Origin of the sequence: Enterobacter cloacae complex sp. CDL013 (assembly GCF_049238805.1) — a bacterium.
In the GTDB taxonomy this organism is placed as follows: Bacteria; Pseudomonadota; Gammaproteobacteria; order Enterobacterales; family Enterobacteriaceae; genus Enterobacter; species Enterobacter hormaechei_C.
In genome coordinates this window covers 26,144-47,855 of the sequence record NZ_JBMKGT010000004.1, presented here as the reverse complement: position 1 = coordinate 47,855, position 21,712 = coordinate 26,144, and the positions used below count along the sequence as shown (strand labels likewise).

The window sequence follows — 21,712 nt, the reverse complement described above, 5'->3', positions numbered from 1 at the left end:
GGGGAACCCTCTCCCCTGTGGGAGAGGGTTGGGGTGAGGGCATCAGGCCGCACATTTTACAGCTTCGCAAACACCTTACGCGCTGCGTCGATGGTGTTATTGATATCTTCTTCGCTGTGTGCCACGGACATAAAGCCCGCTTCAAACGCTGACGGGGCCAGATACACGCCTTCTTCCAGCATCAGGTGGAAGAAGCGTTTGAAGCGTTCCACGTCGCATTTCACCACGTCCTGATAGCAGGTCACGGTTTTCGCCTCGGTGAAGAAAATCCCGAACATCCCGCCGACGTGGTTTACCACCAGCGGAATACCCGCGTCTTCTGCGGCTTCGAGCAGGCCGTTTGCCAGCTGCGTCGTCCGGTCCGTCAGGGTTTGGTGGATGCCCGGCTGCGCCACTTCGGTCAGACAGGCAAAGCCCGCCGCCATCGCAATCGGGTTACCGGAGAGCGTACCCGCCTGGTAAACCGGACCGGTTGGCGCCAGCGCGTCCATTACGTCCTTACGGCCGCCAAACGCGCCGACAGGCATGCCGCCGCCAATGATTTTGCCGAGGCAGGTCAGATCCGGCTCGACGCCGTAGTATGACTGCGCCCCCGCCAGCGCGACGCGGAAACCGGTCATCACTTCGTCGATGATCAGCAGCGCGCCGAACTCATCGCACAGCGCGCGCAGGCCCGGCAGGAAATCCGGCTGCGGTGGGATACAGTTCATGTTGCCCGCAACTGGCTCAACGATGATGCAGGCGATCTCCTGCGGATACTGCTCAAACGCGGCGCGAACGGTGTTCAGGTCGTTATAGGTGCAGGTCAACGTGTGTTTCGCGAAATCAGCCGGCACCCCCGGAGAGTTTGGCTGGCCGAGGGTCAGCGCACCGGAACCGGCTTTTACCAGCAGGCAGTCGGCGTGGCCGTGATAACAACCTTCGAACTTGATGATCTTGTCACGGCCGGTAAAGCCGCGCGCCAGACGGATGGCGCTCATGGTCGCTTCGGTACCGGAGTTCACCATACGCACCATGTCCATCGTTGGCACCAGCTCGGTGACCAGCTCCGCCATTTTAACTTCCATCTCGGTTGGCGCGCCGAAGCTCAGGCCGCGCTGAGCGGCTTCAATCACCGCGTTGCGGATCGCCGGGTGGTTGTGGCCCAGTACCATCGGGCCCCAGGAGCCGACGTAATCGACATAGGCTTTACCATCCACATCATACAGATATGCGCCATCCGCACGTTCGATAAACAGCGGGGTGCCACCCACGCCGGTAAAGGCGCGCACCGGTGAGTTTACGCCGCCTGGGATAAGCTCGCGGGCTGCGCTGTAGAGGTTTTCAGACTTGCTCATGGCGTCGTTCCTGGTTCGTAGAAATAAGTTAAGGAGACTATTCTAAGTGATCCGGATGAGGTTATAAAATTTTTGCCCCGTAAAGGGCTTAACAATTGTTAAGTATTTTTCAGGGGACGAGGGGACTGTCTCTGGTAAAATCCCTGCGGCCATTTGTATGACGAAACAGAACAGGTAATGAACGAGAACACTCCGTCTTTTGAACAACAGCAGTTTACGCGCGCAAAGCGCCGGGTCAGCATCCGGCGGCTGCTCAACCGTGACAAAACCCCGTTGGCCATTCTGCTGGCAGCTGCCGTTGTGGGCACGCTGGCCGGTCTCGTGGGCGTCGCGTTTGAAAAAGCCGTCAACGCGGTGCTCAACTGGCGCATAGGCACCGTCGCCAGCTTTGCGGATCGGGAATGGCTGGTCTGGGTGTGGGCCTTTGGCCTTTCGGCCCTGTTTGCCACGGTGGGCTATTTCCTGGTACGTAAATTCGCACCCGAAGCGGGCGGCTCGGGGATCCCGGAAATTGAGGGGGCGCTGGAGGAGCTACGCCCGGTTCGCTGGTGGCGGGTACTTCCTGTGAAATTTATCGGCGGGATGGGAACGCTCGGGGCGGGCATGGTGCTCGGTCGGGAAGGGCCAACGGTACAGCTGGGCGGTAACGTCGGGCGCATGGTCGGCGATCTGTTCCGTATGCGCAGCGCCGAAGCACGGCATACGTTGCTGGCGACGGGGGCGGCGGCGGGGCTGTCTGCGGCGTTTAACGCGCCGCTGGCGGGTATCCTGTTTATCATTGAAGAGATGCGCGCCCAGTTCCGCTACAACCTGATCTCCATTAAAGCGGTGTTTACCGGCGTGATTATGTCGAGCATTGTCTTTCGCGTCTTTAATGGCGAAGGGGCGGTGATTGAAGTTGGCAAGCTAACCAATGCGCCGGTCAATACTTTGTGGCTGTATCTGGTTCTTGGGATGATTTTTGGCGTCGTTGGCCCGCTTTTTAACACCCTGATTTTACGGGCTCAGGATATGTTTCAGCGCATCCATGGCGGAAATACCACGAAATGGGTGCTGGTGGGGGGCCTGCTTGGCGGCGTGTGCGGGATCCTCGGCTTTATCGAACCGAACGCGGCGGGCGGCGGTTTCGGCCTGATTCCCATTGCCGCGGCGGGGAATTTCAGCGTGGGGCTGCTGCTGTTTATGTTTATCTCGCGGGTGATTACGACCGTGCTGTGCTTCTCCTCCGGCGCACCGGGCGGCATTTTCGCCCCTATGCTGGCGCTGGGAACGCTGCTGGGCACGGCGTTTGGCATGGCGGCAGCGGTTGGCTTCCCTGCCTATCATCTGGACGCGGGGACGTTTGCGGTGGCGGGAATGGGGGCGCTGCTGGCGGCCTCCCTGCGCGCGCCGCTTACCGGGATCGTACTGGTGCTGGAAATGACCGACAATTACCAGCTCATTTTGCCAATGATCATTACCTGTCTCGGCGCGACACTATTAGCCCAATTCCTGGGTGGAAAACCGCTATACTCCACCATTCTTGCCCGTACCCTGGCGAAACAGGAAGCTGAACAGGCCCTGAAGCAGAATACTTGAATGAATTACCAGGGTATTAGATAATGACACAAAGAATTGGGTGATTTTTGCCCAATAGCAGTCGCAGTATTCATGGGAGCATAAGATGAGTGATGACGTAGCGTTGCCGCTGGAATTTACCGAAGCAGCAGCGAAAAAAGTGAAAACCCTGATTGCCGACGAGGACAATCCGGATCTGAAACTGCGTGTTTATATTACCGGCGGCGGCTGTAGTGGCTTCCAGTATGGTTTTACCTTTGACGACCAGGTTAACGATGGTGATATGACTATCGAGAAACAGGGCGTCGCGCTGGTGGTTGATCCGATGAGCCTGCAATATCTGGTGGGCGGTTCAGTGGACTACACTGAAGGTCTGGAAGGTTCGCGCTTTGTGGTGACTAACCCGAATGCGACCAGCACCTGCGGGTGTGGTTCTTCGTTCAGTATTTAAGCCTGAATGCAGATTGTAGGCCCGGTAAGCGAAGCGCTACCGGGCTTATAAACGATACCTATCTTGAATTTTCATCCAGCGCAAAGGTCGGCAGCTTCAGGTGCCAGCGTATCGCCGCTAAACGGATCACCAGCGTGACCACCATCCCCAGCATCGCCGCATTCTCCAGCGGGACAGCAAAGGTGTAATACGCCGTGGCGTGAACGATCCCCCCGATGATACAGGCCGTCGCGTAGATTTCCGTTCGCAGGATCATCGGGACTTCTCGCGCCAGTATGTCGCGAATAATCCCTCCGCCCACGCCGGTTAACACGCCCATACAGATCGCCACCAGCGGGCCAGTCCCGGCAATAAAGGCTTTATTCACGCCTATTCCCACAAAGACCGCCAGACCGACGGCATCCAGCACCGGCAATATCCATTTTGGCAGTCTGCGAGGCTGACGAACCAGCACGATGGTTAACAGGCAGGTGACCATCGCCACCACCAGATCCGTGGGATCTTTTACCCAAAATACCGGGCCATTTGCCAGCGCCATATCGCGGATCGTTCCGCCTCCCACCGCCGTAACGACGCCGAGCACCAGTACGCCAAAAGGATCCATGCGTAGTTTTCCGGCAAGCAAAACGCCGGAGATAGCAAAAACGGCTGTGCCAAGAATATCCAGCCAATACACGAGCATCGTTAAATCCTCGAAGGGGGTATTTATCTGTTTGAGTGACCCTCTGCCAGTTCGGCGCAGAGTTGTTTTGCGGCGAGGATAATACGCGGGCTGGCGCGTTCAAACCAGTCGCTGTTGAGTGCGATGACCGGAATTTTAAGCTGCCGATGCCAGAATTGTTCTATTTTAGGAATCTCGCTCGCATTTCCGACCACCACAATGGCCTGCGGTTGTCGCGCCAGAACCTGCTCACGACTGACCTGGGGCCAGGGGACCCGGCTTTCGGCAAAGATATTTTCACCTCCACAGGTTTCAAGCACCTGGTTCTGGATCGAACCTTTCCCGGTAGTGAACAGCGGCTGGCTGCCAAATTGCAGAAAAACGCGTTGTTTCGGTTGCGTGCCGTATCGGGCTTTTAGCGCGGCATAGTCGTTGAGCATCTGCTGTGCAGCCTGTCCGGCGCGTTGGGGGGTAGGGCTGAAGGGCGCGAGGTCACGGAGGGTTTGCGACACCTGTTCGATGCTCACCGCGTCCACCCATTTAACCGTTATTCCCAGCGAAGAGAGCTGGTTTACCTGCCGTTCGGCATTACCGCCGCGCCAGGCGAGTACCAGATCGGGCTTTAGCGCAACGATGCGTTCCAGATTCATTCCCTGCCAGGTGGCAACCTGTTCGATTTGGGCGGCCTGCGGTGGATAATCGGAAAAGCTGCTCACCGCAACGGGCGTGATCCCGGCGGCAAAAGCCAGTTCCGTATTGGCAGGGGAGAGTGTGATCACCCGCGGCGCGGCGATGAGCCAGGCCGGAGCGAACAGAAGCAGGGCGACCAGCGCCCTGAATGACACCTTACCCACGCGCCAGTTTCTGCACCAGGGTTTCCACCATCACGGTGGACTGCTTGGCCGCAACGGCCAGGAACTCGTCGAAGCTGATGTGGGACTGCTGGTCCGCTACGTCAGAGATCGCGCGAACGACCACGAACGGCACGCTGAAGTTATGGCACACGTGCGCAATGGCCGTGGCTTCCATCTCAACGGCCACAGCCTGCGGGAAGTTATGACGGATTTTCGCCAGACCAACAGAGCCGTTGATAAAGGCATCGCCGCTGACGATCAGGCCACGCACCGCATTGAGGTTCAGCTCGTTGATGCAGCTTTCAGCGGCGGCAATCAGCTTATCATCCGCTTTAAACCCGGCCGGGCAGCCCGGAAGCTGACCATATTCGTAGCCGAATGCGGTGACGTCTGCATCGTGGTAACGCGCTTCGTCGGAAACCACGATATCGCCCACTTTCAGCGTCGGCGCCAGACCGCCCGCAGAACCTGTATTAATGATAACGTCAGGCTTGCAGCGCTCAAGCAGCAGGGTCGCGCCCAGTGCCGCTGCAACTTTACCGATGCCTGATTTCAGCAGAGCCACGTCAACACCGTTCAGCTGGCCGGTGTAGATCTCACAGCCACCGAGGGAGAGGGTCTGACGGTTCTCAATTTTGTCACGCAGCAGCGTAACTTCTTCTTCCATTGCACCAATAATGCCGATTTTCATAGATTTACTCGCGATGTGCCTTGTTAAGATGCATAGTCTATCATGCGGTTAAGGGGAAACGCATTCTCACGCGGGGGAGCACATGGCACCAATCGATTTTCGCACCAAAATTAACTGGCACCGACGTTTCCGTTCGCCACAGGGCGATAAGAGCGAACATGAGATCCTGCGCATTTTTGAAAGCGATCGCGGACGCATCATCAATTCGCCCGCCATCCGCCGGTTACAGCAAAAAACCCAGGTGTTCCCGCTGGAGCGTAACGCCGCGGTGCGTACGCGGTTAACGCACTCCATGGAAGTGCAGCAGGTGGGGCGCTACATTGCGAAAGAGATCCTCAGCCGCCTTAAAGAGCAACGTCTGCTGGAAACCTACGGACTGGATGAACTGACCGGCCCGTTCGAAAGCATCGTTGAGATGGCCTGCCTGATGCACGATATCGGCAATCCTCCCTTTGGTCATTTCGGCGAGGCCGCCATCAATGACTGGTTTAAACAGCGGCTTTTTCCCTCTGATGCCATAAGCCAGCCGCTCAGCGATGACCGCTGTGTGGTACGCGATTTACGCCTGCGTGAAGGTGAAGATAGCCTGAACGATCTGCGCCGTAAGGTGCGCCAGGATCTGTGTCATTTCGAAGGTAACGCGCAGGGGATCCGTTTGGTGCACTCCCTGATGCGGATGAATCTGACCTGGGCCCAGGTGGGCTGTATTCTTAAATACACGCGTCCCGCGTGGTGGACTGGAGAAACGCCCGCCACGCATAGCTACCTGATGAAAAAACCGGGCTATTACTTATCGGAAGAAGCATATATCGCGCGGTTGCGTAAAGAACTGTCTCTGACCCCCAATGGCCGTTTTCCATTGACATGGATTATGGAAGCGGCTGATGACATTTCTTATTGCGTGGCCGATCTGGAAGACGCGGTGGAAAAAAGAATATTCAGCGTCGAGGAGCTGTATCAGCATCTTCATGATGCCTGGGGAGAGCATGAAAAAGGTTCTCTGTTTGCGCAGGTCGTCGAGAATGCCTGGGATAAATCGCGTTCAAATTCGCTGAGCCGCAGTACCGAAGATCAGTTCTTTATGTATTTGCGAGTAAACACGCTGAATAAACTGGTGCCGTATGCAGCCGCCCGTTTCATTGATAATTTGCCGATGATATTTAGCGGGGAATTTAATCACGCCCTGCTGGAAGATGAGAGCAGTTTTAGCCAGCTTCTTGAATTATATAAAAACGTGGCTGTCCGCCATGTTTTCAGCCACCCGGATGTCGAACAGCTGGAGCTGCAAGGATACCGGGTTATCAGCGGGTTGCTGGAAATTTATGGCCCGCTGCTCCAGCTGACGGTCGATGAGTTTAGCGAGCTGGTCGAAAATGAACGTGTTCGCCGCCTGCCGATTGAATCTCGTCTCTATCAGAAGCTTTCAACGCGCCACCGGCTGGCATACATTGAAGCCGTCAGTAAAATAGATCGTCATTCTTCCCAATGGCCAGTCATGGAATATTATTATCGCTGTCGTCTTATCCAGGACTATATCAGCGGGATGACAGATTTGTATGCCTGGGATGAATACCGCAAGCTTATGGCCGTTGAATAAGCCATGAGTTTTGTAAAGACGACCAATAAATTTTTACTTTTTCCATAAACTTAATCCCGGAACTAAGCGGTATAAAACGAATCTGAGTTACACAGCAATTTTGCGTTATCTGGTAAATCGAGATTGAGAAACATGAAAAAAACCACATTAGCAATGAGTGCACTGGCTCTGAGTTTAGGTTTAGCGCTGTCCCCTCTGGCGATGGCGGCCGAGACAGCTTCCTCGGCAGCGACTGCGCAGCAGATGCCAAGCCTGGCCCCGATGCTCGAAAAAGTGATGCCATCGGTGGTGAGTATTAACGTTGAGGGCAGCACAACCGTCAATACGCCGCGTATGCCGCGTAATTTCCAGCAGTTCTTCGGCGACAATTCGCCGTTCTGCCAGGACGGTTCGCCATTCCAGAGCTCCCCGTTCTGTCAGGGCGGCGGTGCAGGGGATGACGGCATGGGCGGCGGTCAGCAGCAGAAATTCATGGCACTCGGCTCGGGCGTGATTATTGATGCAGCCAAAGGCTACGTGGTGACCAATAACCACGTGGTAGATAATGCTAACACCATTAAGGTGCAGATGAGCGATGGCCGTAAATTCGATGCCAAAGTGGTCGGTAAAGACCCGCGTTCCGATATCGCGCTGATTCAAATCCAGGATCCGAAGAACCTGACGGCGATTAAGCTTGCCGACTCTGACGCGCTGCGCGTGGGTGACTACACCGTCGCCATCGGTAACCCGTTTGGTCTGGGCGAAACCGTGACCTCGGGTATCGTCTCGGCGCTGGGACGTAGCGGCCTGAATGCGGAAAACTATGAAAACTTCATCCAGACGGATGCGGCCATTAACCGTGGTAACTCCGGCGGTGCGCTGGTTAACCTGAATGGTGAACTGATCGGTATCAACACCGCTATCCTGGCACCGGACGGTGGCAACATCGGTATCGGCTTTGCTATCCCGAGCAACATGGTGAAAAACCTGACTGCGCAGATGGTGCAATATGGACAGGTGAAACGCGGTGAGCTGGGTATCATGGGTACCGAGCTGAACTCCGAGCTGGCGAAAGCAATGAAAGTAGACGCTCAGCGCGGCGCATTCGTAAGCCAGGTCATGCCGAACTCCTCGGCGGCGAAAGCCGGCATTAAAGCGGGTGACGTGATCACTTCGCTGAACGGTAAACCGATCAGCAGCTTTGCCGCCCTGCGTGCGGAAGTGGGTTCTATGCCAATCGGCAGTAAAGTGACCCTCGGCCTGCTGCGTGAAGGTAAGCCGGTTAACGTGAGCCTGGAACTGCAACAGAGCAGTCAGAATCAGGTGGATTCCAGCACCATCTTCAGCGGTATTGAAGGTGCTGAGATGAGCAATAAAGGGGCAGATAAAGGCGTGGTGGTGAACAACGTGAAAGCGAACTCACCTGCTGCCCGTATCGGCCTGAAAAAAGGTGATGTGATCATGGGCGCTAACCAGCAGCCGGTGAAAAACATCGCTGAACTGCGCAAAATTCTCGACAGCAAGCCGTCCGTGCTGGCACTGAATATTCAGCGTGGTGATACTTCTATTTATCTCCTGATGCAGTAATCATCTTAAGCCCCTGTTCGCAGGGGCTTTCTCGTTTCTGTGACCTTTCCCACAACTCCATACATCTCTCTCTGCCTTTGGGCATCTGCACAATGCAGCCTTAGCTGAACTTCCCTATGCTTGAGCTCTGCTCACGGGAGGGTTTTATGGCTGGCTGGCATCTTGATACCAAAATGGCGCAGGATATCGTGGCGCGAACCATGCGCATCATTGATACCAATATCAACGTAATGGATGCCCGTGGGCGCATTATCGGCAGCGGCGATCGTGAGCGTATTGGGGAATTGCACGAAGGGGCGTTGCTGGTGCTCTCTCAGGGGCGCGTGGTCGACATCGATGACGCCGTGGCGAAACATCTGCACGGGGTTCGTCAGGGGATCAACCTGCCGCTGCGTCTGGAAGGAGAGATTGTTGGCGTTATCGGTCTGACCGGCGATCCTGAATCGCTGCGTAAATACGGTGAGCTGGTCTGCATGACGGCGGAGATGATGCTGGAGCAGTCGCGTCTGATGCACCTGCTCGCCCAGGACAGCCGCCTGCGCGAAGAGCTGGTGATGAATTTGATTCAGGCGGAGGAGCATACGCCTGCCCTGAGCGAGTGGGCGCAGCGTCTGGGTATCGACCTGAATCAGCCGCGCGTGGTTGCCGTTATTGAGGTGGATAGCGGCCAGCTTGGCGTGGACAGCGCCATGGTGGAGCTACAGCAGCTGCAAAACATGCTGGCGACGCCGGAGCGTAACAACCTGGTGGCAATCGTCTCTTTAACGGAAATGGTGGTGCTCAAGCCTGCGCTTAATCAGTTTGGCCGCTGGGACGCGGAAGATCATCGTCGCCGCGTTGAGCTGCTCATCGAGCGCATGAAGGAGAACGGACAGCTCCGTTTTCGCGTCGCGCTGGGAAATTACTTTACCGGGCCGGGGAGTATCGCCCGTTCATGGCGAACGGCGCGCACCACCATGATGGTGGGTAAACAGCGCATGCCGGAGAGCCGCAGTTATTTCTATCAGGATCTGATGCTGCCGGTCCTGCTCGACAGCCTGCGCGGTGGCTGGCAGGCCAACGAGCTGGCGCGTCCGCTTGTGCGTCTGAAAGCGATGGACAATAACGGACTGCTGCGCCGCACGTTGCAGGCATGGTTCCGGCATAACGTGCAGCCGCTGGCAACGTCAAAAGCGCTGTTTATTCACCGTAATACGCTGGAGTATCGGCTTAACCGGATCTCGGAACTGACGGGGCTGGATTTAGGGAATTTTGACGACCGGCTACTGCTGTATGTGGCGTTGCAGCTGGATGAGCAGAGATAATGTTGTGTGCGGTTTTCACCCTCTCCCTGTGGGAGAGGGCCGGGGTGAGGGCATCAGACCGCACCGGAATAACTTATTTCCGCGTCAATTTCTCAAGATCCGCTTCAATCTCGCTGATCTTATTGGTGACTACGCTTTCCAGGTGACGCAGGTCGTCAAGGATCTTACGTTTCAGATCGACTTCGCTGCGATCGCGCTGGCAGATTTGATCGAGTTCGTCGATCACGTAGCGCAGGTTAGGGCTGATTTCCTGTACTTCTTTATATCCCTGACCGATACCGTCAGCGACAACGGTCTTACGCTGGCGAGGGTATTTAAACTTCACGCTTTTGGCGAAGAACTCTCCTTTGTCCTTGTGAAAATAGATTTTCAAAATATCGTTATTGGCTTCCTGGCGAAGACTATAACGATCAATTTCATCAGGATTGGTAATGCCCAGACTTTTCAGATTATCGTACATAGCGGTACCCTTGATCTCAACATAACCTATGAATAATTAACGAAAAAATCTATTTTCGCCACCTTCGGATATAAAAAAAGCGGGGTTGCCCCCGCTTTTTGTTATACCCGATTAATCGATGGTGCGCAGCAGTTCATTGATGCCTACTTTACCGCGCGTTTTCGCGTCCACTTTTTTCACGATGACCGCGCAATACAGGCTGTATTTGCCATCTTTAGACGGCAGGTTGCCGGAAACCACAACGGAACCGGCTGGAACGCGGCCGTAGTGAATTTCACCGGTTTCGCGATCGTAAATACGGGTGCTCTGGCCAATGTACACGCCCATGGAGATCACAGAACCTTCTTCGACGATCACGCCTTCAACCACTTCGGAACGTGCGCCGATGAAGCAGTTGTCTTCGATGATGGTTGGGTTAGCCTGAAGTGGCTCAAGAACGCCACCGATGCCCACGCCGCCGGACAGGTGAACGTTTTTACCGATCTGCGCGCAGGAGCCGACGGTAGCCCAGGTGTCCACCATGGTGCCTTCGTCAACGTAGGCGCCGATGTTCACGTAGGATGGCATCAGCACGGTGTTGCGTGCGATGAATGCCCCCTGACGAACGGCTGCCGGTGGTACTACGCGGAAGCCCTCTTTCTGAAAGCGCGCTTCGTCGTAATCCGCAAATTTCATTGGCACTTTATCGAAGTAGCGGCTTTCTGCTCCGTCGATAACCTGGTTATCGTTGATGCGGAAAGAGAGCAGCACAGCTTTCTTCAGCCATTGATGAGTAACCCACTGACCGTCGATTTTTTCTGCCACGCGCAGCGCGCCGGAATCCAGCAGGGAAATAACCTGGTTTACCGCTTCACGGGTCACGGTATCCACATTTGCCGGAGTGATGTCGGCGCGACGCTCAAAAGCGGACTCAATAACGTTCTGTAACTGCTGCATTGTTTACTCTTTCCATTTCACTAAAAAACACGTCACCCTTTATCGTTTGGATTGAGGGCTGCTGTCAACCGTTGTTGCACTTCAAGTTGCAGGTCATTATTAAGGGCACGCCGGTCGGCCGTCGCGATTATAAATAAATCTTCTACTCGTTCGCCAATCGTTGTAATTCGGGCGCCGTGAAGCGAAATTCCCAGATCGGCAAAAACCTGGCCGACGCGGGCGAGTAGCCCTGGCTGGTCGAGCGCAATCAGCTCAAGGAACGATTTACGGTCGGTATGGGTCGGCAGGAAATTGACCTCGGTATCGACGGTAAAGTGGCGCAGTTTTGCCGCCTGACGGCGCGGCTGCGGAGGTTGCCAGCTGCGCTGCGTAATCGCCTGCTCAAGGCCAAAGCGTATCCCCTCATGCCTGTCCGACGATAGCGGGCTGCCGTCCGGCTCCAGCACAATAAAGGTGTCCATCGCCATGCCGTCGCGGGTGGTAAAAATCTGCGCGTCGTGAACGCTCAGGTTACGCCTGTCCAGCTCGGCACAGACCGCTGCAAACAAATAAGGCCGGTCCGGGCTCCAGATAAAGATCTCCGTCCCGCCGCGTGTGGCCTGCGGGCTAAGCAGAATCATCGGTTTCGTCAGGTCGTGCTTCAGCAGATGCCGGGCGTGCCAGGCAAGCTGGTTTGGGCTGTGGCGTACAAAGTAGTTGGCGCGACAGCGCGCCCAAATCTGATGCAGTGCCTCTTCGTTGATGTCATCCATGCGCAGCAGGGCCAGCGCCTGCAACTGATGGTGGCGCACACGCTCGCGCATGTCCGGGGTATTCTGCATCCCGCGACGCAGCTGTTTTTCGGTAGCGAAATACAGCTCGCGCAGCAGGCTCTGCTTCCAGCTGTTCCACAGGGTTTCGTTGGTGGCGCAGATATCGGCTACCGTCAGGCAGACCAGGTAGCGCAGGCGGTTCTCCGTTTGCACTTCCTCGGCGAACTGCTTGATCACTTCCGGATCCTGAATATCACGACGCTGAGCGGTAACCGACATCAGCAGATGATGGCGAACCAGCCAGGCGATAAGCTGCGTTTCACGCGAGTTCAGGCCGTGCAGCTCGGCAAATTTCAGCACGTCCTGGGCACCGAGTACGGAGTGGTCGCCGCCGCGACCTTTGGCGATATCATGGAACAGAGCAGCGATCAGGATCAGCTCCGGGTGTGCCAGACGTGGCCACAGATCAACGCACAGCGGATGGCGGGATCGCGTTTCTTCTTTAGCGAAACTTTCCAGCTTCAGCATGACGCGGATCGTGTGCTCATCCACCGTATAGGCGTGAAACAGGTCGAACTGCATCTGCCCGACAATATGCGACCACTGAGGCATATAGGCCCACAGCACGCTGTGACGGTGCATTGGCAGCAGTCCGCGGCTGACGGCGCCCGGATGACGAAGCATGCTCAGGAACAACGAGCGCGCCTCCGGGATGTAACACAGCGGCTGCTTCAGATGACGCCGTGCATGGCGCAGATGACGCAGGGTAGTGGAGTAGATCCCGGTGATCGTGCTGTTACGCACCATGGTATAGAACATTCGCAGGATCGCTTCCGGTTCGCGAATGAACAGCGTTTCGTCGCGCAGATCGATCAGCGTGCCGCGCAGCTGAAATTCGTCATCAATCGGACGCGGTTTTTCGTCTGCCGTCAGCGCGAGGATCGCCTCATCGAACAGCTGTAACAGCATCTGGTTCAGCTCAGAGACGCGGCGGGTGACTCGGAAGAAATCCTTCATCATTTGCTCGACCGGCTCGTTGCCCTCGCCCTGGTAATTCAGGCGCTGCGCCACGCTGAGCTGTCGGTCAAACAGCAGGCGGTTATCGTAGCGGGTGACTTCCAGGTGCAGGGCAAAACGGATGCGCCACAGCAGATGCAGACACTCATTGAGTTCGTTACGTTCGGCTTCGGTCAGAAAACCAAACCCGACCATTTCGTCCAGCGATGTTGCCCCAAAATGGCGACGGGCGACCCATTGCAGCGTGTGGATATCGCGCAGGCCACCGGGGCTGCTTTTAATATCCGGTTCGAGATTATAGCTGGTACCGTGATAGCGCTGGTGGCGCTGGTTTTGTTCTTCGACTTTCGCGGCGAAGAATTTTTCCGAAGGCCAGAAGCCGTCGCTAAAGATGTGCTTTTGCAGTTCGAGGAACAGCGCCACGTCGCCAATCAGGAGGCGGGTTTCAATCAGGTTGGTGGCGACGGTCAGGTCAGATAACCCTTCCAGCAGACACTCTTCCAGCGTGCGTACGCTGTGGCCCACTTCCAGCTTTACGTCCCAGAGCAGGGTCAACAGTTCACCGATTTTCTGCGCCCGATCGTCCGGCAGTTTTTTACGGCTTAAGATCAGCAGGTCGATATCAGAGAGCGGATGCAGTTCACCCCGGCCATAGCCGCCAACAGCAACCAGCGCGACGTCGCTCACCTGTCCGAAACCGTAGTCGATCCAGAGACGTTGCAGGAGCTGGTCGATAAATTCGGTGCGCGCTTCAATGAGCTGCTCGGCCGAAACGCCTGCGTCAAATGCGCTTCCCAGCCAGCGATGGAAAACCTCCATGTGGGCTTTGATATGCGCGCAGGTCAGTTCATGCGGTGGCCAGACGCCCGGGTTATCAGGCTGGTCGGGGAGGGTGGGAAGTGCTGTGTTAGCATACTGTTCGGGTAAGAGATTACTCATCGTGCGCCACCCATAAGAAAAAGCTATCGCCATTAAAAAAGCCGGCATTCGCCGGCTTCTTATCACTCAATGTTCGTCAGTATCGCCGGGATGGTGTCATCCTTGCGCAACGTCATAATTTCGCAGCCGTTGTCTGTAACCACAATAGTATGCTCGTACTGGGCAGACAAGCTTCTGTCTTTGGTTTTTACCGTCCAGCCATCTTTCATGGTACGGATGCGGTAATCACCCGCGTTGACCATTGGCTCGATCGTGAAGGTCATGCCCTTTTGCAGCACTACGCCGCCGTCGTCTGCATCGTAGTGCAGAACCTGCGGTTCTTCATGGAACACACGACCAATACCGTGACCGCAATATTCGCGCACCACGGAGAAACCTTCCGCTTCCACAAATTTCTGGATTGCGGCGCCGATGGTGCGCAGGCGGATGCCCGGCTTCACCATTTTCAGCGCCAGGTAGAGGCTCTCTTGCGTTACTTTGCACAGACGCTCGCCCAGAATCGTTGGCTTGCCAACGATGAACATCTTAGAGGTGTCGCCGTGGTAGTCGTCTTTGATGACGGTCACGTCGATGTTGACGATGTCGCCATCTTTCAGCAGCTTCTCGTCATCCGGAATGCCGTGGCAAACCACTTCATTAATAGAGATGCAGACGGATTTCGGGAAACCGTGATAGCCAAGGCAGGCGGAGACCGCGTGCTGTTCGTTGACGATATAGTCGTTACAGATGCGATCCAGTTCGCCAGTGCTGACGCCCGGTTTCACAAACGGCTCAATCATTTCCAGCACGTCCGCGGCCAGACGACCGGCGACGCGCATCTTTTCAATTTCTTCAGGTGTCTTAATAGAGATAGCCATGTAATCTGTCCATCGGTGTCGATTTTTTCGACAATACTAGTGTAAGTGTTGTCAATGGTATCAGTCAGGCGCACCCCGTGCCAAATTGAGAATCATTAACAGCACACTCCGCCAACAATTATTGGTTTCTGGCCGTGTTTTGTGATATAAAGCGCGCCGGACTTCCGATCCATCTCAGATACACAGGCTGGACGGGAGCGACAAATCTCACTTTGTGTAACAACACACACGTATCGGCACATATTCCGGGGTGCCCTTCGGGGTCGGTAATATGGGATACGTGGAGGCATAACCCCAACTTTCAATATAGAGGTTTTAAACATGGCAACTGTTTCCATGCGCGACATGCTCAAGGCTGGTGTTCACTTCGGTCACCAGACCCGTTACTGGAACCCGAAAATGAAGCCTTTCATCTTCGGCGCACGTAACAAAGTTCACATCATCAACCTTGAGAAGACTGTACCAATGTTCAACGAAGCCCTGGCTGAGCTGAACAAGATCTCTTCCCGTAAAGGTAAGATTCTGTTCGTTGGTACTAAGCGCGCTGCAAGCGAAGCTGTGAAAGATGCTGCTAACAGCTGCGACCAGTTCTTCGTGAACCATCGCTGGTTGGGCGGCATGCTGACCAACTGGAAAACTGTTCGTCAGTCCATCAAGCGCCTGAAAGATCTGGAAACCCAGTCTCAGGACGGTACTTTCGATAAGCTGACTAAGAAAGAAGCGCTGATGCGCACTCGTGAACTGGACAAGCTGGAAAACAGCCTGGGCGGTATCAAAGATATGGGCGGCCTGCCAGACGCGCTGTTCGTAATCGATGCAGACCACGAGCACATCGCAATCAAAGAAGCTAACAACCTGGGTATCCCGGTATTCGCTATCGTTGATACCAACTCCGATCCGGACGGTGTTGACTTCGTTATCCCGGGTAACGACGACGCAATCCGTGCTGTTAGCCTGTACCTGAGCGCTGTAGCTGCTACCGTTCGTGAAGGCCGTTCCCAGGATCTGGCTTCTCAGGCGGAAGAAAGCTTCGTAGAAGCTGAATAATAAGGTTTTACCCCTTATTAGTACCGTGTATGAATAGGGGCCCATTATCGGCCCCTTTTTTCAATTTATACTGTTTGGCTCCCGGCCGGGCAGTTCACATCTCCCGAGGATTTAAGAATGGCTGAAATTACCGCATCCCTGGTAAAAGAGCTGCGTGAGCGTACTGGCGCAGGCATGATGGATTGCAAAAAAGCGCTGACCGAAGCGAACGGCGACATCGAGCTGGCAATCGAAAACATGCGTAAATCCGGTGCGATCAAAGCAGCTAAGAAAGCAGGCAACGTTGCTGCTGACGGCGTGATCATCACCAAAATCGACGGCAACTACGGCATCATTCTGGAAGTTAACTGCCAGACTGACTTCGTTGCTAAAGATGCTGGTTTCCAGGCATTTGCTAACAAAGTTCTGGACGCAGCGGTTGCAGGCAAAATCACTGACGTTGAAGTTCTGAAAGCACAGTTCGAAGAAGAGCGTGTTGCGCTGGTTGCTAAAATCGGTGAGAACATCAACATCCGTCGCGTTGCTTCCCTGGAAGGTGACGTTCTGGGCTCTTACCAGCACGGCGCGCGTATCGGTGTTCTGGTTGCGGCTAAAGGCGCTGACGAAGAGCTGGTTAAACAGCTGGCAATGCACATCGCTGCAAGCAAACCAGAATTCGTTAAGCCAGAAGACGTGTCTGCTGAAGTGGTAGAGAAAGAGTACCAGGTTCAGCTGGACATCGCGATGCAGTCTGGTAAGCCAAAAGAAATCGCAGAGAAAATGGTTGAAGGCCGCATGAAGAAATTCACCGGCGAAGTTTCTCTGACTGGCCAGCCTTTCGTAATGGATCCAAGCAAGTCTGTTGCTCAGCTGCTGAAAGAGCACAACGCTGATGTAACTGGCTTCATCCGCTTCGAAGTGGGCGAAGGCATCGAGAAAGTTGAGACTGACTTCGCAGCAGAAGTTGCTGCAATGTCCAAGCAGTCTTAATGATTGAAAAGGAGCCGCCTGAGGGCGGCTTCTTTTTGTCACCCGTCTCACGAAATCAGACAGGCTCCAGTATCGCTGTGCTGATTTGCGACATATCATGTCGCCAGAATTAACCCCATCTTAATCGTTGACAGTCTCAGGAAAGAAACATGGCTACCAATGCAAAACCCGTGTACAAACGCATTCTGCTTAAGCTGAGTGGCGAAGCGCTGCAAGGATCGGAAGGCTTCGGTATTGACGCAAGCATCCTTGATCGCATGGCACAGGAAATCAAAGAACTGGTCGAACTGGGTATTCAGGTTGGCGTGGTCATTGGCGGTGGCAACCTTTTCCGTGGTGCTGGTCTGGCGAAAGCGGGGATGAACCGCGTAGTGGGCGACCACATGGGTATGCTGGCAACCGTGATGAATGGCCTGGCGATGCGTGATGCGCTTCATCGCGCCTATGTGAACGCTCGCCTGATGTCCGCTATTCCTTTGAATGGCGTATGCGATAACTACAGCTGGGCAGAGGCCATCAGCCTGCTGCGCAACAACCGCGTGGTGATCCTCTCCGCCGGTACGGGTAACCCGTTCTTTACCACCGATTCCGCAGCCTGCCTGCGCGGTATCGAAATCGAAGCCGATGTGGTGCTGAAAGCGACCAAAGTAGATGGCGTGTTTACTGCCGACCCGGCAAAAGATCCTTCAGCGACCATGTACGATCAGCTGAGCTACAGCGAAGTGCTGGAAAAAGAGCTAAAAGTGATGGATCTTGCCGCCTTTACGCTGGCTCGTGACCACAAACTGCCGATCCGTGTCTTCAATATGAACAAGCCTGGCGCGCTGCGTCGCGTTGTTATGGGCGAAAAAGAAGGCACTTTGATCACGGAATAATTTCCGTCGGCGATAAATACAGGTAAGATTCCGCTTTATTTCGACGTGGTATCTTACCCGGGCGCGCCTTTGGCGTTGTCATGAATTAAACGCGACTATACTTAGCACACCTGTAGCGCTGTGCTGGCGGATAGTCTGCCTGAGACAAGTTTTCAAGGATCCGTAACGTGATTAACGACATCAGAAAAGATGCTGAAGTACGCATGGACAAATGCGTAGAAGCGTTCAAAAACCAAATCAGCAAAATCCGTACTGGCCGAGCTTCCCCAAGCCTGCTGGATGGCATCATCGTAGAATACTACGGTACGCCTACGCCACTGCGTCAGCTGGCGAGCGTGACGGTAGAAGATACCCGTACCCTGAAAATCAACGTGTTCGATCGCTCAATGAGCCCGGCCGTTGAAAAAGCGATCATGGCATCTGACCTGGGTCTGAACCCAAGCTCAGCGGGCGCGGATATTCGCGTACCACTGCCTCCGCTGACGGAAGAGCGTCGTAAAGACCTGATCAAAGTGGTTCGCGGTGAAGCTGAGCAGGGTCGCGTTTCCGTACGTAACGTGCGTCGCGATGCGAACGATAAAGTGAAAGCCCTGCTGAAAGAAAAAGAGATCAGCGAAGATGACGATCGTCGTTCACAGGACGACATTCAGAAAATGACCGACGCGGCCATCAAGAAAATTGATGCGGCGCTGGCAGAAAAAGAAGCGGAACTGATGCAGTTCTGATTTTCGCTGTACACTGATAAACGCCGTTCAGAAGGACATTGAGTCTTGCTGGCGGCGTTTTGCTTTTATCTGATCTAACTTTTGGGCATCTCATGAAGCATCTCACTCTCCTCGGCTCGACCGGCTCTATCGGTTGCAGCACTCTCGACGTTGTACGTCATAATCCTGACAGCTACACCGTAGCCGCGCTTGTGGCCGGAAAAAACGTGCAGCGAATGGTCGAACAGTGCCTGGAGTTTACCCCCCGTTTTGCGGTGATGGATGATGAAGAGAGCGCCCGCCAGGTAAAAGCGCTGTTGCAGGAGAAGGGCTGCCGTACCGAGGTGCTCAGCGGGCAACAGGCGGCGTGCGATATGGCCGCGCTTGATGAAGTTGATCAGGTTATGGCGGCAATCGTCGGGGCGGCGGGTCTTCTGCCGACGCTTGCCGCGATCGATGCGGGAAAAGATGTCCTGCTTGCGAACAAAGAGTCGCTGGTCACCTGCGGACGCCTCTTTATGGACGCGGTAAAACAGCGTGGGGCACGTCTTTTGCCGGTCGATAGCGAGCACAACGCCATTTTTCAGAGTTTACCCCAACCTTTTCAACAAAACCTGGGGTACGCTGACCTGGAGCAGAATGGCGTTGTGTCGATTCTGCTTACCGGGTCTGGTGGCCCGTTCCGTGAAACGCCACTGTCTGAATTGAGCGCAATGACGCCGGATCAGGCATGTCGTCATCCGAACTGGTCAATGGGGCGTAAGATCTCCGTCGATTCGGCCACCATGATGAACAAAGGTCTGGAATACATTGAAGCTCGCTGGCTGTTCAATGCGTCGGCGAAACAGATGGAAGTGCTGATCCACCCGCAGTCGGTTATTCACTCGATGGTGCGCTATCAGGACGGCAGCGTGCTGGCCCAGCTGGGCGAACCGGATATGCGTACGCCAATTGCTCATACAATGGCGTGGCCAAACCGCGTAAAATCGGGCGTTAAGCCTCTCGATTTTTGCAAGCTGAGTTCACTGACGTTTAGCGAGCCTGATTACGACCGTTATCCCTGTCTGAAACTGGCGATGACGGCCTTCGATCAGGGGCAGGCGGCGACAACGGCGCTTAATGCGGCCAATGAAGTGACCGTTGAAGCATTCCTGAATCAGCAGATCCGCTTCACTGATATCGCCGCGTTGAATTTATCCGTGCTGGAGATGATGGATTTGCGTGAGCCGCAGAGCGTGGAAGAGGTGCTGGCCGTGGATGAACAGGCACGCATTGTTGCGCGTAAACAGGTGACACGTCTCGCAAGCTGGTGATAAAGCAAGCACTAGTCGTCGTGCTATTTGTTAGCGTTGGGCTTCAGTGATATAGTCTGCGCCACCTGATCGCAGGTATTTGGCTTTAAGTGGTCAGGTAAGCCGTGGTTTGACACGGCTTTTTTATGTATAGGCTTCAGTATTCCTGTGTACCGTTAAATCCTTTCAGGGACTAAAAACGCGTTATGTTGTCTGCGAATCAACCAATAAGCGAAAACTTGCCAGCACATGGCTGTCGCCATGTTGCAATCATCATGGATGGCAATGGCCGCTGGGCGAAAAGACAAGGGAAGATACGAGCCTTTGGGCATAAAGCTGGGGCGAAATCTGTTCGCCGCGCCGTTTCTTTTGCCGCCAATAACGGCATTGATGCGTTAACGCTCTATGCTTTTAGCAGTGAGAACTGGAATCGACCTGCGCAGGAAGTGACTGCGTTGATGGAACTGTTCGTGTGGGCGCTCGATAGCGAAGTAAAAAGCCTGCACCGCCACAACGTCCGCTTGCGTATTATTGGCGAAACCAGTCGTTTTAACTCACGTTTGCAGGAACGGATTCGCAAAGCAGAAGCGCTGACGGAAAATAATACCGGCCTGACGCTCAATATCGCGGCGAATTACGGCGGACGCTGGGATATTATCCAGGGGGTTCGGCATCTGGCTGAGCAGGTTCAGGAAGGGCTGTTAAGACCCGACCAGATTGATGAAGAGGCGCTGAGTCAGCAAATCTGCATGAATGAACTGGCACCCGTGGATTTGGTTATAAGGACAGGGGGGGAGCATCGCATTAGTAACTTTTTGCTGTGGCAAATTGCCTACGCCGAACTTTACTTTACGGATGTTCTTTGGCCAGATTTTGATGAACAAGACTTTGAAGGTGCGCTGCATGCCTTTGCCAATCGAGAGCGTCGTTTCGGCGGCACCGAGCCTGGTGGCGATAACGCCTGATGGGGGTAGCTTTTGCTGAAGTATCGCCTGATTTCCGCTTTTGTATTAATACCCGTCGTCATCGCAGCGCTGTTTTTACTGCCTCCGGTGGGATTCGCTATTGTTACGCTGGTGGTGTGTATGCTCGCCGCGTGGGAATGGGGGCAGCTTAGCGGCTTTACCTCGCGCACTCAGCGGGTATGGCTGGCGGTACTCTGTGGTTTTTTACTGGCCCTGATGCTGTATACCTTGCCTGAATATCATCACGATGTTCACCAGCCGCTGGTTGCCGGATCCTTATGGATATCGCTGGCCTGGTGGATTGCTGCGCTTGTTTTAGTGCTTTTCTATCCGGGCTCTGCGGCGATCTGGCGTAACTCTAAAGTGTTGCGCCTTATTTTTGGTCTGCTCACGATTGTTCCGTTTTTCTGGGGGATGGTTGCGCTGCGCGCCTGGCACTATGACGAAAACCACTACAGCGGCGCGATATGGCTGCTTTATGTGATGATTCTCGTCTGGGGGGCTGACTCCGGGGCCTATATGTTTGGTAAACTGTTCGGCAAACATAAACTGGCGCCAAAGGTTTCTCCGGGCAAAACCTGGCAAGGCTTCATCGGCGGCCTGTTTACGGCAGCGATTATCTCCTGGGGCTATGGCGTCTGGGCGAATCTTGAGGTTGCCCCCTCTACGCTGCTGGTATGTTCGATTTTCGCGGCGCTGGCATCGGTGCTGGGTGATTTAACCGAGAGTATGTTTAAGCGTGAAGCAGGGATTAAGGACAGTGGTCACCTGATTCCAGGACATGGCGGAATACTGGATCGCATTGACAGCCTTACCGCGGCTGTTCCCGTATTTGCTTGCCTGCTTTTACTGGTGTTTGGGACGATATAACGGAAGGTTTT

At 54.7% G+C, this 21,712-nt stretch carries 20 protein-coding genes; 12 read left to right on the top strand and 8 right to left on the bottom strand.

Annotated elements, in window-relative coordinates:
• Positions 1–56: 56 nt before the first annotated feature.
• Entirely contained in the window at positions 57–1,337 is a 1,281-nt protein-coding gene (hemL, locus tag ACOTXD_RS08600) for a glutamate-1-semialdehyde 2,1-aminomutase (protein WP_047654678.1), read from the bottom strand.
• A 177-nt stretch (positions 1,338–1,514) separates the two neighbouring features.
• On the opposite strand from hemL, the gene clcA reads away from it, so the two are divergent.
• Together clcA and erpA are read left to right on the top strand one after the other, a co-directional pair.
• Positions 1,515–2,915: a H(+)/Cl(-) exchange transporter ClcA gene (clcA, locus tag ACOTXD_RS08595; protein WP_126501455.1), complete on the top strand. Its 1,401-nt coding sequence runs from the start codon at positions 1,515–1,517 to the stop codon at positions 2,913–2,915.
• 85 nt (positions 2,916–3,000) lie between these two features.
• On the top strand, positions 3,001–3,345 hold the full coding sequence (gene erpA / locus ACOTXD_RS08590) for an iron-sulfur cluster insertion protein ErpA (RefSeq protein WP_003856230.1): 345 nt from the start codon (positions 3,001–3,003) through the stop codon (positions 3,343–3,345).
• Positions 3,346–3,403: 58 nt separating this feature from the next.
• Here the strand turns inward: erpA and ACOTXD_RS08585 are convergent, their stop codons facing one another.
• The 3 genes from ACOTXD_RS08585 to mtnN are packed head-to-tail and all read right to left on the bottom strand — an operon-like array spanning position 3,404 to position 5,551.
• Positions 3,404–4,027: a TRIC cation channel family protein gene (locus ACOTXD_RS08585; RefSeq protein WP_003856227.1), complete on the bottom strand. Its 624-nt coding sequence runs from the start codon at positions 4,025–4,027 to the stop codon at positions 3,404–3,406.
• A 23-nt stretch (positions 4,028–4,050) separates the two neighbouring features.
• A complete protein-coding gene (gene btuF / locus ACOTXD_RS08580) occupies positions 4,051–4,860 on the bottom strand; it encodes a vitamin B12 ABC transporter substrate-binding protein BtuF (protein WP_048209807.1) in 810 nt (269 codons plus the stop codon).
• On the bottom strand, positions 4,853–5,551 hold the full coding sequence (gene mtnN / locus ACOTXD_RS08575; protein WP_003856223.1) for a 5'-methylthioadenosine/S-adenosylhomocysteine nucleosidase: 699 nt from the start codon (positions 5,549–5,551) through the stop codon (positions 4,853–4,855). Before mtnN ends, btuF begins: the two co-directional genes overlap by 8 nt.
• A gap of 82 nt (positions 5,552–5,633) precedes the next feature.
• On the opposite strand from mtnN, the gene dgt reads away from it, so the two are divergent.
• From dgt to ACOTXD_RS08560, 3 genes are all read left to right on the top strand, one after another.
• Positions 5,634–7,148, top strand: a complete 1,515-nt coding sequence (gene dgt, locus ACOTXD_RS08570; RefSeq protein WP_023315431.1) for a dGTPase — start codon at positions 5,634–5,636, stop codon at positions 7,146–7,148.
• Between the two features lie 132 nt (positions 7,149–7,280).
• Entirely contained in the window at positions 7,281–8,714 is a 1,434-nt protein-coding gene (gene degP / locus ACOTXD_RS08565) for a serine endoprotease DegP (protein ID WP_023303104.1), read from the top strand.
• Positions 8,715–8,860: 146 nt separating this feature from the next.
• A complete protein-coding gene (locus ACOTXD_RS08560; protein ID WP_003856217.1) occupies positions 8,861–10,018 on the top strand; it encodes a CdaR family transcriptional regulator in 1,158 nt (385 codons plus the stop codon).
• Positions 10,019–10,091: 73 nt separating this feature from the next.
• On the opposite strand, the gene ACOTXD_RS08555 is transcribed toward ACOTXD_RS08560, so the two are convergent.
• From ACOTXD_RS08555 to map, 4 genes are all read right to left on the bottom strand, one after another.
• Positions 10,092–10,478: a DUF3461 family protein gene (locus tag ACOTXD_RS08555; RefSeq protein ID WP_003856216.1), complete on the bottom strand. Its 387-nt coding sequence runs from the start codon at positions 10,476–10,478 to the stop codon at positions 10,092–10,094.
• Between the two features lie 111 nt (positions 10,479–10,589).
• Complete coding sequence (dapD, locus tag ACOTXD_RS08550; RefSeq protein WP_003856214.1) at positions 10,590–11,414, bottom strand: 2,3,4,5-tetrahydropyridine-2,6-dicarboxylate N-succinyltransferase; 825 nt, start codon at positions 11,412–11,414, stop codon at positions 10,590–10,592.
• A 32-nt stretch (positions 11,415–11,446) separates the two neighbouring features.
• Entirely contained in the window at positions 11,447–14,122 is a 2,676-nt protein-coding gene (gene glnD / locus ACOTXD_RS08545) for a bifunctional uridylyltransferase/uridylyl-removing protein GlnD (RefSeq protein WP_022650416.1), read from the bottom strand.
• Positions 14,123–14,184: 62 nt separating this feature from the next.
• Positions 14,185–14,979 (bottom strand): type I methionyl aminopeptidase, encoded by a 795-nt coding sequence (gene map, locus ACOTXD_RS08540; RefSeq protein WP_003856208.1) that lies wholly within the window; start codon positions 14,977–14,979, stop codon positions 14,185–14,187.
• A 321-nt stretch (positions 14,980–15,300) separates the two neighbouring features.
• Here map and rpsB point away from each other — a divergent pair, with 321 nt between their 5' ends.
• The 7 genes from rpsB (at position 15,301) to cdsA (ending at position 21,701) form a co-directional block, all read left to right on the top strand.
• Positions 15,301–16,026 (top strand): 30S ribosomal protein S2, encoded by a 726-nt coding sequence (gene rpsB / locus ACOTXD_RS08535; protein ID WP_003856207.1) that lies wholly within the window; start codon positions 15,301–15,303, stop codon positions 16,024–16,026.
• A 117-nt stretch (positions 16,027–16,143) separates the two neighbouring features.
• Positions 16,144–16,995, top strand: coding sequence for a translation elongation factor Ts (gene tsf / locus ACOTXD_RS08530; RefSeq protein ID WP_003856196.1), 852 nt, complete (start codon positions 16,144–16,146; stop codon positions 16,993–16,995).
• 149 nt (positions 16,996–17,144) lie between these two features.
• Entirely contained in the window at positions 17,145–17,870 is a 726-nt protein-coding gene (gene pyrH, locus ACOTXD_RS08525) for a UMP kinase (protein WP_003856194.1), read from the top strand.
• A 167-nt stretch (positions 17,871–18,037) separates the two neighbouring features.
• Entirely contained in the window at positions 18,038–18,595 is a 558-nt protein-coding gene (gene frr, locus ACOTXD_RS08520; RefSeq protein WP_003856180.1) for a ribosome recycling factor, read from the top strand.
• Between the two features lie 92 nt (positions 18,596–18,687).
• The gene (ispC, locus tag ACOTXD_RS08515; protein WP_022650418.1) at positions 18,688–19,887 is read left to right on the top strand and encodes a 1-deoxy-D-xylulose-5-phosphate reductoisomerase; all 1,200 of its coding nucleotides are present in this window, start codon (positions 18,688–18,690) and stop codon (positions 19,885–19,887) included.
• Between the two features lie 185 nt (positions 19,888–20,072).
• The gene (gene ispU / locus ACOTXD_RS08510) at positions 20,073–20,831 is read left to right on the top strand and encodes a (2E,6E)-farnesyl-diphosphate-specific ditrans,polycis-undecaprenyl-diphosphate synthase (protein ID WP_003856176.1); all 759 of its coding nucleotides are present in this window, start codon (positions 20,073–20,075) and stop codon (positions 20,829–20,831) included.
• A gap of 12 nt (positions 20,832–20,843) precedes the next feature.
• On the top strand, positions 20,844–21,701 hold the full coding sequence (gene cdsA / locus ACOTXD_RS08505) for a phosphatidate cytidylyltransferase (protein WP_003856175.1): 858 nt from the start codon (positions 20,844–20,846) through the stop codon (positions 21,699–21,701).
• Positions 21,702–21,712 lie beyond the last annotated feature (11 nt).

Coding starts and splice junctions, on each gene's coding strand:
- hemL (WP_047654678.1), bottom strand. CDS start 1,337: ATGAGCAAGTCTGAAAACCTCTACAGCGCAGCCCGCGAGCTTATCCCA.
- clcA (WP_126501455.1), top strand. CDS start 1,515: ATGAACGAGAACACTCCGTCTTTTGAACAACAGCAGTTTACGCGCGCA.
- erpA (WP_003856230.1), top strand. CDS start 3,001: ATGAGTGATGACGTAGCGTTGCCGCTGGAATTTACCGAAGCAGCAGCG.
- ACOTXD_RS08585 (WP_003856227.1), bottom strand. CDS start 4,027: ATGCTCGTGTATTGGCTGGATATTCTTGGCACAGCCGTTTTTGCTATC.
- mtnN (WP_003856223.1), bottom strand. CDS start 5,551: ATGAAAATCGGCATTATTGGTGCAATGGAAGAAGAAGTTACGCTGCTG.
- dgt (WP_023315431.1), top strand. CDS start 5,634: ATGGCACCAATCGATTTTCGCACCAAAATTAACTGGCACCGACGTTTC.
- degP (WP_023303104.1), top strand. CDS start 7,281: ATGAAAAAAACCACATTAGCAATGAGTGCACTGGCTCTGAGTTTAGGT.
- ACOTXD_RS08560 (WP_003856217.1), top strand. CDS start 8,861: ATGGCTGGCTGGCATCTTGATACCAAAATGGCGCAGGATATCGTGGCG.
- ACOTXD_RS08555 (WP_003856216.1), bottom strand. CDS start 10,478: ATGTACGATAATCTGAAAAGTCTGGGCATTACCAATCCTGATGAAATT.
- dapD (WP_003856214.1), bottom strand. CDS start 11,414: ATGCAGCAGTTACAGAACGTTATTGAGTCCGCTTTTGAGCGTCGCGCC.
- glnD (WP_022650416.1), bottom strand. CDS start 14,122: ATGAGTAATCTCTTACCCGAACAGTATGCTAACACAGCACTTCCCACC.
- map (WP_003856208.1), bottom strand. CDS start 14,979: ATGGCTATCTCTATTAAGACACCTGAAGAAATTGAAAAGATGCGCGTC.
- rpsB (WP_003856207.1), top strand. CDS start 15,301: ATGGCAACTGTTTCCATGCGCGACATGCTCAAGGCTGGTGTTCACTTC.
- tsf (WP_003856196.1), top strand. CDS start 16,144: ATGGCTGAAATTACCGCATCCCTGGTAAAAGAGCTGCGTGAGCGTACT.
- pyrH (WP_003856194.1), top strand. CDS start 17,145: ATGGCTACCAATGCAAAACCCGTGTACAAACGCATTCTGCTTAAGCTG.
- ispC (WP_022650418.1), top strand. CDS start 18,688: ATGAAGCATCTCACTCTCCTCGGCTCGACCGGCTCTATCGGTTGCAGC.
- ispU (WP_003856176.1), top strand. CDS start 20,073: ATGTTGTCTGCGAATCAACCAATAAGCGAAAACTTGCCAGCACATGGC.